This window comes from Candidatus Pristimantibacillus lignocellulolyticus, from assembly GCA_023639215.1.
Lineage (GTDB): Bacteria > Bacillota > Bacilli > Paenibacillales > Paenibacillaceae > Pristimantibacillus > Pristimantibacillus lignocellulolyticus.
On record CP097899.1, the window covers coordinates 2,417,891 to 2,434,688 of the forward strand.

Consider the following 16,798-nt stretch of genomic DNA (forward strand, 5'->3'; position numbering starts at 1 on the left):
TGTCCAGAAACCTTCTGTAAGAAAGGTTAATCATGAAGCATTTGAAGGAGAAGGTGAAATTTCAATGCCTTCAGCATTAAATTTGACAAACTATTTAATGGCGTGCAAACAGTGGAGCGTTCATAGCTTCCTTGTTTGCAGTACAGCTATAGTTTAACAGCCAAGCAATAATTCACATTATCAAACGCAGTTATTTTATGTGCAGGCTGATTTTCATTATAAATTTGAAACAATTCTGCAGTAATTTCAGCAGGAGTCAGATGCTGGTAGATAAGCAGATTAGCTGATGCTAATATCTGCTCTAGTTCATAATAGCTATAACTTGCTTGCATAGGCTCGCCTGCTCGAGCAGCCAGCATAACCTGCTTCTGTGCACGTTCACCTGCGAGAGGCGTGAATGTATATTCATCAGGATAATCAAATACAATGCTACTTCCGCTCGGAAGAAAGGAAGCAATAGTAGATAAAAAATGTTTAAATACATTCTTAGGTAAATAATAGCTTATACCGAGCAAGCTACTAAAACTGATTATACTCGGGTTAAAAGCAGGACAGGCTAGTACATGGTTCTGCCAATCAGTTTTTTGAAAGTCGGCTGAAATGCAGTGTAGATTTGACGGAGCATTCATACCTATACCCAATACACGTCTGCATTTATCGGCTGCAGTATAAGGATGATCAATCTCAAAGATTTGTAACTTTGTTGCCCACTCCGGCTGGCGATAAGCGAAGGTATCATACCCCGCGGCAAAAGCGAGATATTGTCTGGCACCGAGCGTGACTGCAAGCTCAAGTGCCTTCTCTGCAAAAGCAGCCCTACCAATTGGAGAAGGAGATAAATGATGATCAACTATACGACGTAGCGCTTGCTCATGTGTACCAACGAATTCTGGTTGGAAGAAAGCTACTGCTTGGGACATATTGCTTGAAATATTATCATATTCTTCATCGGTTAATAACTGTCTAGCAATATGATCATCAAAAATTTTAGTCTGATTATGTTCAGTATGATACGCTCTTGAGAATGCACTGACGAGTGCAGTTAAACTCTATATATAGAAACTATTTACAAATAAGGCATGAGAATGTAGAATATATAAAATTCATAATTCGAAAAACAATGAAGAGAAAAGTAGATAAAAGTATGGACCTATACAGAGAGCTCCGGTTGCTGAAAAGGAGCAAGGTTTATTTATCGAAGCAAGCCTCTGAGTTTCATATTGGATCCCAGTGTGGTGATAGTATGACGGTTACTTCCGTTAACAGGTTAGGGTATAGATTCTTGTACTTGAAAAGATTAATGTGGCGACATATTAATGAACTGGGGTGGCACCGCGGATTACTAAAATCTCGTCCTCAAGATAAAATCTTGGGGGTGAGATTTTTTTTGTTTTTCTAATAAGTATTTTTATATTATGAAGGGGTGAAAGTATATGAAGGCAACTTTAAGTAAATGGAAATATCCTTCTATATTACTTTTTGGTATTGGTGTTTCTAATCTCGGTGAGTGGATTTATTTTATAGCATTTAACTTAATCATTCTAGACATGACTGGGTCAGCATTTGCTGTGTCTATGTTATATGTAATAAGACCACTTGCGACGATTATGACGAATTTTTGGGCGGGGAGTGTTATTGATAGGTTTAATAAAAAAAAGATGATGGTACTATTAGATATATCCCGGGCTTCATTAATTGCAATATTACCATTACTAGACTCTGTATTATGGATTTATTTCTGGATTTTTATTATTAGTATGGGTAACTCTATTTTTGGAACGACCTCTATGACATACATAACGAAATTAATACCACTTCATCTAAGAAAAAGGTTCAACTCACTACATAGTTTAGTATCTTCAAGTGCGTTTCTAATTGGTCCAGCAATAGCTGGTGTATTATTTATCATTGGTTCCCCAACTATGGCTATTTTTGTTTATGCAATCGGATTATTTTTATCTGGTCTAATCACTTTGTTAATGCCCGATGTTGAGAAAAATGAAATCCTTACAACAGAGGACAATAAACTCACATTAAGAAAAATAAGACTAGATTGGAAAGCTGTAGGAAGCTTTAGTAGCAAAAATAAATATGTTATGCTGATATACTTTTTATTTACTTTTATCACAATAGTTTTAGCTAGCGGGGTAGACTCGTTAGAAGCAGCTTTCTCTAAGCAAGTCTTGAGTTTAACAGATAGCGATTATAGTTTTCTAGTCACTATAGCTGGAGCAGGAGCTATAGTAGGAGCCCTAATTAACTCTGTCATTGTAAAAAATATAAGTATTTCTTTGTTAATTGGTTTGGGTACCGTTTTTATATCAGTTGGATACAGTATTTACGCATTTTCAAATACTTTTACAATGGCTGCAGCTGGATTTTTTATTCTTTCGTTTTTTAATGCCTATGCAAATACTGGGTTTCTTACTTTTTTTCAAAATAACATTCCAGTTCATATTATGGGGAGAGTAGGAAGTGTATATGGTCTAATTCAATCTATATTTGTCATAATAATAACTATTTTAATGGGATTAGTAGCTGAAGTAGATATGATTCAAATGGTAGTTATAACAGTCGTATTACTCATGTTAGTCATTTCATTAATTCTTTTATTAGTTGCAGGTCTACCTTCTAAAAGAGAAGTTTTCAAATCCGAATTTGTAAATGAAAAATTTAATATCTAACCTTACGCTCGCTCGAAATAATTCAGCAATACTTTTTTCCAAGTCATATTGTAATTGTAGATGAACGAAAAGATGGATAGAAATTCAGATATAATCTGAAATCTCTATCCATCTTTTTTGCCTTATGAAGGGGTTCTCAAAGAATTATTTAATTTTCGATAATGATGTTTGCTAATTTAAGATTAACTGGGTTAGCAATGGTATCTCCAACTGGACATTTACTCTCCAAAAACTGTACAAATTCATCTACTTTTTCTTTCGGCGAATCAGTTTTAATTGTAAATGTATAACGAATATCAGAGTAGCCTGGTCTAACATCAGATTTATTAAAGAAACCATCTAAATCAAGTTCGCCTTCAACGTCCACTTTGAAATCGTCTAGTTTCACACCAAACTTAGGAGCATAAACTCTAGCAACAATAGCTTGGCAAGCTCCTAGTGAAGCAAGTAATGCTTCAACTGGATTCATACCAGTATCTGTTCCGCCTAGACTCTTTGGTTCGTCAATTGTAAGTTCGAATTGTCTAGAAGTAGTTTTAACTTTGACCCCATCTTGTAAATGAGCAGTCGCTTTAAATGTAGTAACAGCAGCCATTATAAAATCTCCTTTGAGGGAGTAGTTGAGGATCGATTCCACATCTAATCCATACTAATCCACTGTGTTTTATAAGTATTATATTTTTTAATATAAATTATGTCAATTTATTTATGATTTACTAGTTACGTAAAAGAGCTTACTTGGTAAACACCCAAGTAAGCTCTTTACTGTTAATAAACTATAATTACCAGTTGTTCCCTGATACTTTTGTCACTGTGAAGTTTGGACTTCCACTTTGTCCGTAAATAGGAGCAACGCCTGGGTTGTTAATCTTCACATTTGTAAAGCTTGCTCCGCCGATAACTGGTCCTTGACCTTGTTCTGCTCTGACAACAAGTTTAATACCATAACGAGTTGGATTATTAATATTTACGTTCTCTACACGAACGTTTTGCATAGCAAGATTTTCAGGAGATTTCGTTTGGAACATTAAGCCATAGTATACAGGATCATTGATGTCGACATTTTTCACTAAAATGTTTTTGAAGGTTCTATCTCCACCAAAGAACCAGATTGCTCCAAAGTTTTGATATTCATTAATTTTGTCATCTGCACCGACACTAGTCCAGAAATCTCCGCCTGTGCGATCTAATGTAACTCCGTCGATTACAGTATCTTTATCGCCAAAACCTAATGTGTTGTAACCGAAGCTCAAGCTACTAATTGTCATTCCAGGGTATGTTAATGTATCAGCACCATAAAGGTTTTGATAAAGATTGTCTGAGCCACCATATACGGCGAAAGCTGCTGCACGTCTTACGTTAGTCGCCGTAAGATTGATGTACTTATTACCTACATTGTAGGACCCACCAGAATCAATAGCGCTGAATAAAGCGAAAGCATCATCTCCAGCACCTCTAGAATAGTTGTTATCAATAACGTTGTAAGATGAACCATTTGTCATATTAATTCCATCAGCGAACGTGTTCTTAATACGGTTGTCTTTGAATGTATTGTAGGATGAGTTGACCCCCCAATATAAGCAAACAAAATGCTCTACCCAAACGTTTTGAACCGTTACATTTTGCATGCCATTACCATCAATAAATTTACCAGGTCCATCTGTTCTGTAAATATAGTTACCCCATGCAGATAAATCTTTAATCGTTGAACCATTAGCAGTGGCACCAATATTAAAGCCTACATCTGTATTCGATTGGTTTTGTGGTGCGACTAATTTGGTATGCCAAGGTCCTGCACCGATGATCTCGGTTGCACGCCCATATAAAAAGATTTTGCTATTAATCGTCCACTCACCGGCAGGGATAAAGATACCTTTTTTCGTAGTATCTTGTCTGAATTCATTGAGTGCTTGCTCAATGGATTTTGTAGCGGAAACTTGAACATATTTACTTGGATCTGGGTTAGATGCTGGAGGAGCGACATTTTCAGTTTCAATCATATCTACATAGATTGAAGATACATCTCCTACATCTTTTTGAATTTTGATTTTTGTTCCTGCTGGATATACTTGATCAAGTAATAATTGTGAATCTTCATAGAGCCAGTATGCTGTTAAGCCTGCTCCAGGACTATTGTCATATCCTAATCTACCAAGTGTACTTGGTGTCGCATAAACGTAAGAAAATTTAGAAGTTACGTTGAAATCACCTCTATTTACACCATCAGCATAAATACTAACCGTTCCGGTCGTATTCTCAGCAACAGCGTTACGAAGAACGAAGGCATTAGCAGGAGAAGTGAGCGTAAACTCTACATATTCACCTGTCGCATCAAGAAGCACAGCGGAACGTCCTGAAGCCTCACCAGCAAAGTCACCAGGTTTGAAATTAGGAGTTAACAGCGTACCGTTTGTAGTATTAGAGAGTGATTCTGCTTCGATAATAGTAAACGGCATATTAGCTCCACGACCTGAATATAGACTGGACGTACTTGTATTGTTTGCTTGTTTAATACTTACTTCGTTAGCATCAGCTGCCACGGTAGCTGTTACTGAGTAACTACCATTGATAGCTGTCCAAGTTCCCATATTGACATTAACAGATTGACCTGCTGCTAGTACGCCATTATAAGATTCGGTAAACGTTTTGATCGTTGTACCAGCAGTATCTTTAAGAAGTAAAGTGACGGCGTGAGCTCCACTTGCGGAAGGGCTATTTCCTTGGTTTTTGAGGTTTACTGTAAATGTTACGGTGTTGCCTGCACTTGGATTACTTGGATTCCATGTCGTTGTTGTAATCAAATCAGAACTAAGAACGGGAGTGACAGTCAAAGAAGTGGGATTAGTATAACTGTTGTTATTTTTATTCTGTTCAGTAAATACGTTACTTTCATTAACTTTGGCGATAGCAACATATGATCCTGCATTTCTCTTTCCTATGTTTAGCGAAACAGTTGTTGAAGCAGCAGCATTTAATCCAGTTACTGGAGCAGATCCAACAAGCTCATTACCAAGATAGAAATTGACTGTGCTAGCAGGGGAGTTAACGTTTCCGATATTTTGAACAGTTGCATTTAATATAATGTTATCTGTTTCAATAGCAGTTGTAGGTGTCCAAGTTAATGCTGTAATTGTAAGGTCCGGGTTCGGCGCTGGTGTTCCGTATATTTCGAACTCAGCCACTTGTCCTGCAGGAGCACCTGTGTTGCTTGTAATGTTCAGTCGAACTTCTTTCGCAGTAGCTACAACTGGAATTGTTACGGAGTTACCTGTTGCAGGGTTAAACGTATAGGATTGTGCGGAAAGCAAGTTAGTAAAGGCTGCTGAGTTTTGTGTGTTGCCTAGTACTTGAATAGTCTGGGAGCGAGTTGCCCATTCACTAGCAGCATTTAACTTCACAACAATGGATGTAATATTGTGGTTGGCACCAAGATCAACAGTTAACTGACTAGGATTACTCCCACCTTCCCAGTATGTTGATGTACTGCCATCGTTGCCGTTCGTAGCTGTAAAAATATGAACAGATGAGCTAGATGTAATTGATTTACCAAGAGCTAAGTTGGAACCAGTTGGAGGTGTAGGTGTAGGTGTAGGTGTTGGTGTAAGTGTGGGTGTAGGTGTTGGTGTAGGTGTTGGTGTTGGGGTTGGAGTTGGAGTAGGTGTTGTAGTCGGTGTAGAAGTATAGATCTCAAATTCGGAAAGTTGTGCAGCTGGCCAACCTGTGTTTGCCGTTATATTAAGTCGTACGAAACGTGTGTTAGTTGCTGAAAAGTCGATTGTAACTGTATTGTTATTTATGGAAGGATTGAACGTATAGGAAGCAGAATTCACAATGTTAAAATATGTGGAACCATTGTTGCTACCTTGTACCGCCAATGTTTGTGTGCGTGTTTCCCAACCCGTCGCTGGTAGCTTCAGTACAATTTGATCGATACTGTTGCTACTACCTAGATCGATTTGTACCCACTGTGGAAAGGTATTGTTTGTACTTTCCCAATATGTGCTTTGACTATTGTCGTTGACATTTCCCGCCCCATATACATCGGCAAATCCGCTAGCTGTAACACTTTTTTCAAGTGCTAGATTAGCTCCTCCAGCAGCTGAGGATGAGGAAGGATACAGTGTGATTTGTGATAACAATACAACTAATGATAGAAACAAGATGACATACGGATTTCTTTTTTTTAATTCCCTCATTGAGAACATAAAAAACCTCCTAGTCAGATAGTCTAACACTCGTTAATGCGCTTTCATATTGTGCATTGACATTATTCTATCCGTTATCCACCTCCTTAATTAAACGGTGTCTCTAATTCTACCAATCTCTTACTGATATAACTTCCCAGTAAGGTAAAATATTGGAATAGAATTATGATTCTAGCATAAATCAGTTTAACTACTTACTGAAGATGTATTACTACGATTATCGTGTGTAATATTATTGTATCGGACGTAGAGATTAAGCTATTTAGACAATTAGATAATGTAGTATTTAGAATATCATTGAACTTTCCCAACATTTCTTTTAAATGGTAATATTAATTTGATAGATGATAGTTAAAGGAGATGTAGATTACTGTGACTCAGCAATTACTTATTAACGGTAACCATCAAAATCAATATCTTGCAGATTGCCAACAATGTTTCGGTTTATGCTGTGTAGCGTTACCTTATGCAAAGTCAGCTGATTTTGCTTTTAATAAAGATAGTGGGTCACCATGTCATAATCTTCAAGCGGATTATCGCTGTGGAATCCATCAAAAGCTAAGAAGTAGTGGCTTACGAGGATGTACAGTTTATGAATGCTTTGGGGCAGGTCAGAAGGTTTCTCGAGAAACGTATAGCGGGAAAAGTTGGCGAGATAATCCAGAGTTAGCGAAGGAAATGTTCGATGTATTACCTATTATGCAACAGCTACATGAAATGCTGTATTACTTAACAGAGGCGCTTAGCTTAGAAGATGCTAAGCCTATTTATCAACAAATACAAATGGCTATAGATGAAATACAGCAACTTACAGATCTTAATACGACTTCACTCTTAGCACTTCATGTACCAACTCATAGAGCATTTGTGAATGACTTACTACTGCAAACAAGCGAATTGGTACGAGGCAAAGTTAAAGTCAGCACTCAAAATAATAAACATAGTAAAAGTATTAAAGGTAGAGATTGTATTGGTGGAAAGTTAAGAGGAGCTAATCTTAAAGGTAGCAATTTGCGAGGAGTACTATTTATTGCGGCTGATCTTAGAGACTCCGATCTGAGAAAAACCGATATGATAGGTGCAGACTTTAGAGACGCAGATCTAAGTGGGGCAAATCTTATTGGTAGTATCTTTCTTACGCAAGCACAAATTAATTCCGCAAAAGGTGATCGTAAAACTCGATTACCATCCGCTCTAACACTTCCAGCTCATTGGTTAAATTAATTCTGCTTTTTGATAATCCAAGGATGAATGATAGGTGATGTAGGTTGTCTTGGTAGCGTATACATGGTAACTTAAGAAAGAACGAAAGCAAACTATGATTGAGAAAATACTTTGGAGGTGGACAGATGAAAGCACTATTTATTGGAGGAACAGGAACGATCAGCTCCGCAATTACTAGCCAATTATTAGAACAAGGACATGAGTTATATTTACTAAATCGAGGTAACCGTAATAATGCTTTACCAGCAGGTGTTAAAGTTATTCAAGCAGACATTAATAATGAAGAGCAAGTATCAAAGCTAATTGAGCATTTAGAGTTTGATGTTGTTGCTGATTTTATAGCATTTGAACCAACGCAATTGGAAAGAGATTATCGCTTGTTTAACGGTAAGACAAAGCAGTTTATTTTTATTAGCTCAGCGTCTGCTTATCAGACCCCACTATCTGATTATAGAATTACTGAGGGCACACCTTTATCGAATCCTTACTGGGAATACTCGCGTAATAAGATCGCTTGTGAAGAGTATTTGATCAAGCAGTATAGAGACAATGGCTTCCCAATTACCATTATTAGACCAAGTCATACATACGACGAAAGATCGATTCCACTAGGTGTGCATGGTAGAAGAGGATCATGGCAAGTTGCTAGGCGTATGCTAGAAAACAAACCAGTAATTATTCATGGTGATGGTACTTCATTATGGACAATGACACATAATAGAGATTTTGCTAAAGGTTTTATTGGGTTAATGGGTAATATTCATGCCATTGGTGAAGCAGTGCATATTACTTCAGACGAAACGGTCACATGGAATCAAATCTATGAGATCATTGCGGATGCGCTTGGAGTTAAGCTAAATAGCGTTCACGTTTCATCACATTTTTTGGCGGCATGCGATGATGAATTTACTGGTGGATTACTAGGTGATAAGGCCAATTCCGTCGTATTTGATAATTCTAAGCTAAAAAGACTTGTACCGGAATTCGTTGCTACCACTCGCTTAGATCAAGGGATTAAGCAAACGATTGAATATATACTAGCTCATCCTGAACATCAGACGGATGATCCTGAATTCGATAACTGGTGCGATAAAGTTATTGGCGCTGTGAATGTTGCGATTGAGTCGGTCAAAAACTAGCTAGATCATATAGATATCGGAAAGTGTGCTGAATGCAGCACACTTTTTTATTGGAGAAATATTGTATTGTAGCAGAATATTAGATTTTGAAGTCAATTAGTCTACTACAGTCAGTATTTTTATACTAAATTATGTCTATTATGATTAATAATTGATATGCCAAAACTTCAAAGATATTGGCGAATGAAAGGTTTTTCGGGCAGAGCTTCAACAAGTATGAGAAGATTAGCTTGGTTCGTGTTATAATAGAAAGCACTAGTATGTAATTCATCATTATGCCATAGCGGCGATGATTAAGGAGATTGAATTTTGAATAATAAAAATTATGAAGCAGTTAGTGAGCTTCCGGAAAATTTTGAAGAGCTTAAGAAAGCAGTTAATCGTACAGCAAACTGGAAAGAACGTTTGAATGCTGTTAATGAATTGGCTGGATGGAACTCTGATGAGACAATTAAAGTCTTACAACATGTTATGACGGGCGATCAAGTATCTCAAGTTCGTGAAGCTGCATTCCGCACGCTTAAGAAAATGGGCGAAGAAGTACAAATGCCAGCGAAAAATAAAGGCGAGCTATTCAAAAATCTTCGCAAGATTTTGCTAAGAATTAAAAAGAGTTTACCTGATGGTCATACTTTCGAAGAGTTTAAAGAAAAGCTACAAAAGACTCGCGTAGATATTTATGACACTTACGAAGGTGATAAAGGCGATGGCTTTGACGCTTGGCTTAAAGATATGTGGGAAACAACGACTAGCAAAAGAAAGTAGTCGTTCAAAGTATATGTAATGTATAGAAGAGGGGCATAGATGATATCTGTGCTCCTTTTTTGTGTGGTAATCTTAGTATAATCTCTTCTTGAATTTTCCATTTTTATGTATAATTGAGAAAGTGATGAGCAAGCTAATTTATTAATTTACAATGAATACGGGGTGTTACTTCTTAATAGGAGGTTATTTCTTGTTCAAATACAATACAAATATCTTAATAGAAAACAAACTAGACCAAATCAATGCTAGTCTTCAAAAAGTGTTTAATAGTGAACGAATAGAAATTTTATCTGTAATTTGTGATGATATTGGTTATGCAACTCCCAATTTCACAACAGCTGGTATTTATCATTTACATGGCAATGTAATTTTAGAAGGTAAACCAATGCCTTGGTCAATCATTTTGAAAATAATAAAAGCTGATAGTTCAGAGAAAGAATTGAGCTCTCATCATAATTATTGGCGAAGAGAAGCATTGGTATTTGAGTCGAAGTTACTAGATGATCTTCCCGATTCTATTCAAGCACCCAAATGTTATCTTATTGAGGAGCAGCAAGATCAAACAATCTGGATGTGGATAAAACATATGATTAGTTGGGAGAAACTCGGCTATCGTGTGAAAGGTCATAAAATAAAGTCTGATAGAACTCATCGAGATGATGATTTAACACAGTATAATTATTATATTTCTATCTCAAATGGAGAGGATACTAAAGAGTTCGGAGGCATCACTATATTTGGTAACAATGCTGGTCTGTTCCATAATATAGGTGGTGGATTCCATGATGCGGAGCAAACGTCGCCCAAGTTATCAAGTTTCTTTCAAGCCTTCAATATATCTGACTAAATTTACTAGCCTTTACTTAACTTTAACGTTAAATAAACATAGAGATGACAAATTCCCCCTATTATTGAGACTATCAATGTTAGGGGGAATTTATTCATGTACGCAGTTAAACATCGAAAAGGAATAGCTATTTTGTTACTGGTAGCGCTCATTTTCAGTATGGCACCAGTTGGCATGAGCTTTGCAAGTGAAAATAGTAAACCAGATTTACTTATTACAGAATTGGTGCCTGATTCTGCGAATGTAGCGTCGAAAGATGCTTATGAATTTGTTGAAATATATAATAATACGGACGTGGCGATTGAGTTCAAAGATTATGAACTACGCTATCGCCACGGTACTACTGATACACACTGGAATGTCGGTGCTGCTTACAACAGTATGACAATTCCTGCCCACGATGCTATCGTAATCTGGGTTCTTACTGAAGATGTGAAGAACGTTACACTTGAGCAGTTTAATAACAATTACAGCACTTCGCTTGCAGATGGAACGAATCTTTTCAAAGTTATGACAGATGGCGGGATGCACAATAGCGCGGCAAGAACGTTAGCAATTGTTGATCCAACAGTCTTAGATGGAAACAATAAAGGTACAGTAATCTCTCAAGCATCATATGATAACGATGATCAAACAAAACCGGACAAAGGTATTTTCTATCGTATGCCTAATGCGGGTGATACAGCTATGGTTATGATGGACAATCCCGGTACAATTAACGCATCTCCTGGGATTATTTCGCCAGATCAACTAGTACGACTTGACGAGATTGTTACAGCTTTACCAATTGAGATACAACATACACCAAGTACATATCGTTTGATTACTACTAATGATTTTGCAATTGACTTAGCTATATCTAATGCGATTAATACAGTAAGTGGTAAAGTATATTACAAATTCGATGATGAGACAGCTTATACAGAAATGAGCATGACAGGCACATTAACACAGCAAAATGCTACGATTGTAAGTAGCCAATTAACATCCCATAATAAGCTAACGTACTACATAGAAGTAGTAGGCGATAACCAAGCACCAATTGTAACTCCAGTCTATGACATTACAATAGTTGATCCTGCAGCAACTAGTGAAGAAGCTCCAATTATGCTCGTTACAGAGCTATTGCCGAACAGTAATAATGTAGGCGGAAGTGATGCATATGAGTTTATTGAAATCTACAATAATACAGATAAAGATATTAACTTCAAAGATTACAAATTGTATTATGTCTATACCGATTCCGGAAGAGTAGCAGACGTTGTATGGCCTACAAATCAAGAAGATATTACGATTAAAGCAATGGATACGATGGTATTTTGGAATATTAATTCTGCAAATGGAAGCTTAACTGTGGCAGACTTTAATAAAGAATTTAAGACAAGTCTAGTTGAAAATGAAAATATCGTTAAATTGTATAATGATGGACTAGCGAATAGTTCTAGACGTGGTATCGCAATTGGTACCAATACGCATCAAGATATTTCTGTAGCCTATTATGATGGTTCAATTACGAACGTTGTTAACAAAGGCAGTCACTATCAGTATCAAGTTGGCAATACAGAGATGTTCGAATTTGCAGTAGGAACGATTGATGCTTCACCTGGTTACGTATTACCGAATCAAGTACCTGTAGTTCCTTTGAAAACTATCGAAGATAACGAAGTTCCTGTATTTACTGATCTAACGAATGTTACTGAAGTGGATGAAATTACTGATCTTACGATACAAGCAGAAGTAACAGATAACGAAAGTGTAAAATCAGTAATCTTATATTACAAGACGGATAAAGATGCCGCTTATTCTAAACGTTATTTGTACGATGAGAATAGAACGAATCAATTTACTTATACGATCAATTCGACTGAGTTTATTGGACGAAATAATGTTATGTATTATTTCGAATATTCGGATGGTCCGAATAGCTTAACGTCACCAATCTATACTGTAAATATTAAGAATAGCGGGACGAACGATAGTTTACGTCTAAACGTGAAAGACAATCAAATCATAAGCGGAACTACAACATTGAAAGCTGCTTCTGATACATTAACTCCAGACCAATTACTACTAGCCATTGATGGACAAGAGGTAGTGGATACGTATGCGGCATTAGAATCAGAAGCATATTTTGTATTTGAAGCTACCGATGTCAACTATTACTTTAAAAACGGAGTTACGATGGGTACGGAAATTCTTCATACGTTCCTTGATCCTATTAACACGTACACAACAATTAAAGTGCCTATTTCAGCAGAGCGACTTGCGCTAGGTAATAATGAAATAGCTGTCCGTGCAGGAACGAAATCAGGTCCATTCGATGACCGCCCTGAAGAAAATAAAGATGATTTCAAAATTCGTAATGTACGTCTAATATTAGCCGATGGAACTAATATTTATGATCCAGCTTTCAATAATAAAGATACTATCATCAAAATGGGCGATAGTGCAGGAATGCATGAAGCAATTGAATTCAAGTTTGAATTGACAAGTGCTAACTTACAGTCACTTGCTTATGACTGGAACACACTAGAAACAGAAGATGGCGCGCATCATGTTATAGTAGTAGCGGGTAATGAGCAACTTGAACAAACGGTTATTGTTGATAATACAGCACCAACGATTGTTCCTTCGATTACTAATGAAGAGGTATTACGTAGTGAATTTACACTAGATGCAGTAGTTACTGATAACTATGCTGGTGTAAAATCTGTTGATGCTACATTGAATGGTGACAGTATCGAGTTGCCATATCAGACGTCCACAGGTGCATTAGCTTCTGGGACATATTCATTTGCAGTAACTGCAATTGATACTGTAGGTAATCGTTCAGTAGAAACGGTCACATTTACAATTGATAATGATAACCCATATGCTGTAGAGGTTATTACGCCACAATCAGGTAGTAAAAATGTTGATCTATTACCGACATTAAAAGTTAAAGTGACTGATCCGCAAGAGGATGAGATGTCTGTCCTATTCAAACGTGGCTTCCAATATGATAGTAACCGTGCTGCTGGTTTCACCGCATATTACGGTTCATCTACTGTAGAGCCGCCAAAACAAAAAGTTCCTTCATCTGAGACGTTGATGGACACATCTGCATTAAGCAATATTAGTGCAGTAGATAACAAATACTATACAACTGATGCTACAGAAACATTCCCTTACCAACGTTTTGAGATCGAACTAGATTCATCTGTTGTTGCAACGGATGAAGTCGAGATCAAATGGCAAGGTAATTCATTAGAAGGAAGAAAAGTTAGTTTATACGCTTGGAATCCTACTGCTGGCAAATGGAATCTACTAGATAACTATGTTGCTGAAGTAGAAGATTTTGAGCTTGAAGCGAAAGTTCTTGCAGGCGATTATAATGACAATGGTGTCATTAATGTCATGGTGCAAGATGAAAGACCTGTAACTGAGGATGAATATGATTTCTCATTTGTATGGATGTCAGATACACAATATTACTCAGAGAGCTATCCTGAAATCTATTCGAATAATACACAATGGGTTGTAGATAATCAAGAAGCAATGGATATTCGTTATATTATTCATACAGGTGATATCGTTGATGATGCAGATCAAGCATACCAATGGGAAGCTGCGAATAAAGCGATGGAAACTATCGAAAAAGCAAAAATTCCTTACGGCGTATTGGCAGGTAACCACGATGTTGATCATCAAACCGGTGATTACTCCTACTATTGGCAACATTACGGTGAAGATCGCTTTAAAGATACAGAAACATACGGTGGATCATATCAAAATAACCGTGGTCACTATGATCTGATCTCTGCTGGCGGTATTGATTTCATCATCGTATATATGGGCTGGAACATCGGCGATGAAGAGATTGATTGGGTTGAACAAGTTGTGAAGGATCATCCAGATCGTAAAGCTATTCTAGCTTTCCATGAATATTTGCTAGTTTCTAATAATCGTGCACCAATTGCCGATGAAATCTATGAGCGTGTAGTTGTTCCGTATCCTAACGTTATTGCCACGTTGAGTGGTCATTACCATGATGCAGAAACTCTTGTAGATGAAATTGATGATAATGGTGACGGCATTGCAGATCGTAAAGTGTATCAAATGTTAGCTGATTATCAAGGTGCTGAAAAAGGTGGATTAGGTTATATGCGTCTACTGCAATTCGATCTAGATAATGACCAAATTCATGTTAAAACGTACTCACCATATTTAGATGATTATAATTACTACGATCCGACAGAATATCCTGGTAAAGATGAATTCGATATGGATGTAGACTTAGGTGTAATGAACAAACGAGTAGCTACTGATTATTTCGAAGTGAATATACACACGAAACAAATCATTGGTGAAGTTAACAATATAACTAGTGGTTCAGAAGCTTCAGTTCAATGGGATCAATTAACGCAAGGTACAAACTATGAATGGTATGTAGAAGTAACTGATCAATTCTCTGGTAAGACAGTTTCACCAATTTGGAACTTCACAACAGCTGGTGGTTCAACGGGTACGAATCCGCCAACGCCAACACCAACGCCAAGTGAAACGCCAGAAACTTCTAATAATACAATTACGGTAGAGCTTGATGATGTTGGTTCGAAGGAGTCTGACAAAACTTCTATTACTGTTAATAGTACGAACGGAAAAACGTTAGATGTTGTTGTTACGAGAGAAGCTATTGCACAATTAGCTCAGAACGGACATGATCTAGAAATTGCAATAGGGAAACAAAAGATTACTATTCCTGCTACAACTTGGAGTGGATTAGCTAGCAATGAGACATTAAAAGTTACTTTGGCATCGAAGGAACAATCAGAAGTTGCTCCTAACTTAGCAAAAGAGTTCCAACATGCAAGTCATGTATTAGATGTTACGATAGTAGCTACTAGTCAAAGTAATGCAACTGAGACTAGAAACGTTGATGGTAACATCTCACTGACATTTGATATGACTGCATTAGATGCTGATCTTGTTGGTGTATATCAACTTGTTAATGGTCAACCAGTTTATGTAGGTGGTAAAGTGAATGGTGGTACAATTCAAGTGGATGTTAAACAAGCGGGACAATATTTTGTAGCTGAATATGTGAAGTCATTCCAAGATACTGTTGATCATTGGGCTGAGCATAGCATTTCCATTTTAGCTGCTAAACATATTGTAAATGGAACATCAGCTAACAATTACAGCCCAGCATCAAATGTTATACGTGCAGACTTCACAACGGCTCTAATCAGATCATTAGGTATTTATGATCCGGAAGCTAGTAATCAATTTGCGGATGTTAATGTGAATGCATATTATGCTGGATTTGTTAATGTAGCAAATGAGCTAGGCATCGTGCAAGGTAGCAATAATGCATTCCGTCCAATGGATAAAGTAACTCGTGAAGAAGCTATTGTTATGTTAATGAGAGCATATCGTCATCTTAATCCAGATCTGACGGTAAATGTAGGAGAACAAACAGAATTTACTGATATGGATGACGTATCAGCATGGGCTGTGAAAGATATTCGTGAAGCTCAAGCTTTATCCTTAATTCAAGGGAAGAATGGTCATACTGTTGATCCTCAAGGACAATTAACAAGAGCTGAACTTGCTCAGATGATCGTAAATTTTCTTGCAGTAACAAGTAAATAATAGAGAGCTAGATTTACCTTAAATGCACTTCTATTGGTTGGAAGTTTCTAACCAATAGAGGTGTATTTTTATTGAAAGAAAATGTAATTACAATTAAGGGTCGGACCAGGTGGTTAGGATGTATATGGTACTAATGTTATTGCCCGACATGCGTATAGTTTAGCTGAGAATGGTGCGCCAAAGCTGTTGATTAGTGATTTGTATTGGGATTAAAATGGTTGTCCGTATTATTGATTGAGACTGAGCATCATTAGTATTATTACGTCATAAATAAGTAAGCCTACTATGTCTTAACGTTAT

At 37.0% G+C, this 16,798-nt stretch carries 9 protein-coding genes, 1 pseudogene and 1 other annotated feature; of the genes and pseudogenes, 7 read left to right on the forward strand and 3 right to left on the reverse strand.

Features of this window, described 5'->3' with window-relative positions:
- Nucleotides 1–146: 146 nt before the first annotated feature.
- The gene (locus NAG76_10245; protein URN96811.1) at nucleotides 147–986 is read right to left on the reverse strand and encodes a class I SAM-dependent methyltransferase; all 840 of its coding nucleotides are present in this window, start codon (nucleotides 984–986) and stop codon (nucleotides 147–149) included.
- A 125-nt stretch (nucleotides 987–1,111) separates the two neighbouring features.
- Nucleotides 1,112–1,361 (forward strand) — a binding site (T-box leader).
- Nucleotides 1,362–1,433: 72 nt separating this feature from the next.
- Between NAG76_10245 and NAG76_10250 the strand changes: the two genes are divergently transcribed.
- Complete coding sequence (locus NAG76_10250; protein URN96570.1) at nucleotides 1,434–2,684, forward strand: MFS transporter; 1,251 nt, start codon at nucleotides 1,434–1,436, stop codon at nucleotides 2,682–2,684.
- Between the two features lie 148 nt (nucleotides 2,685–2,832).
- Here NAG76_10250 and NAG76_10255 read toward each other — a convergent pair whose 3' ends face one another.
- A complete protein-coding gene (locus NAG76_10255) occupies nucleotides 2,833–3,279 on the reverse strand; it encodes an OsmC family protein (GenBank protein ID URN96571.1) in 447 nt (148 codons plus the stop codon).
- A 187-nt stretch (nucleotides 3,280–3,466) separates the two neighbouring features.
- The gene (locus NAG76_10260; GenBank protein ID URN96572.1) at nucleotides 3,467–6,889 is read right to left on the reverse strand and encodes a discoidin domain-containing protein; all 3,423 of its coding nucleotides are present in this window, start codon (nucleotides 6,887–6,889) and stop codon (nucleotides 3,467–3,469) included.
- A gap of 372 nt (nucleotides 6,890–7,261) precedes the next feature.
- Between NAG76_10260 and NAG76_10265 the strand changes: the two genes are divergently transcribed.
- From NAG76_10265 to NAG76_10290, 6 genes and pseudogenes are all read left to right on the forward strand, one after another.
- Complete coding sequence (locus NAG76_10265) at nucleotides 7,262–8,113, forward strand: pentapeptide repeat-containing protein (protein URN96573.1); 852 nt, start codon at nucleotides 7,262–7,264, stop codon at nucleotides 8,111–8,113.
- 125 nt (nucleotides 8,114–8,238) lie between these two features.
- Entirely contained in the window at nucleotides 8,239–9,252 is a 1,014-nt protein-coding gene (locus NAG76_10270; protein ID URN96574.1) for an SDR family oxidoreductase, read from the forward strand.
- 309 nt (nucleotides 9,253–9,561) lie between these two features.
- Nucleotides 9,562–10,017, forward strand: a complete 456-nt coding sequence (locus NAG76_10275) for a HEAT repeat domain-containing protein (GenBank protein URN96575.1) — start codon at nucleotides 9,562–9,564, stop codon at nucleotides 10,015–10,017.
- 190 nt (nucleotides 10,018–10,207) lie between these two features.
- Entirely contained in the window at nucleotides 10,208–10,864 is a 657-nt protein-coding gene (locus NAG76_10280; GenBank protein URN96576.1) for a hypothetical protein, read from the forward strand.
- 96 nt (nucleotides 10,865–10,960) lie between these two features.
- Nucleotides 10,961–16,498 (forward strand): S-layer homology domain-containing protein, encoded by a 5,538-nt coding sequence (locus tag NAG76_10285; GenBank protein ID URN96577.1) that lies wholly within the window; start codon nucleotides 10,961–10,963, stop codon nucleotides 16,496–16,498.
- Between the two features lie 102 nt (nucleotides 16,499–16,600).
- A pseudogene (locus NAG76_10290) lies at nucleotides 16,601–16,711 on the forward strand (arabinan endo-1,5-alpha-L-arabinosidase).
- The last annotated feature ends 87 nt before the right edge of the window (nucleotides 16,712–16,798 follow it).

What these genes read in the sequence shown, in the direction of transcription:
- NAG76_10250 (URN96570.1), top strand. Translation starts at nt 1,434, where the DNA reads ATGAAGGCAACTTTAAGTAAATGGAAATATCCTTCTATATTACTTTTT.
- NAG76_10255 (URN96571.1), bottom strand. Translation starts at nt 3,279, where the DNA reads ATGGCTGCTGTTACTACATTTAAAGCGACTGCTCATTTACAAGATGGG.
- NAG76_10260 (URN96572.1), bottom strand. Translation starts at nt 6,889, where the DNA reads ATGTTCTCAATGAGGGAATTAAAAAAAAGAAATCCGTATGTCATCTTG.
- NAG76_10270 (URN96574.1), top strand. Translation starts at nt 8,239, where the DNA reads ATGAAAGCACTATTTATTGGAGGAACAGGAACGATCAGCTCCGCAATT.
- NAG76_10285 (URN96577.1), top strand. Translation starts at nt 10,961, where the DNA reads ATGTACGCAGTTAAACATCGAAAAGGAATAGCTATTTTGTTACTGGTA.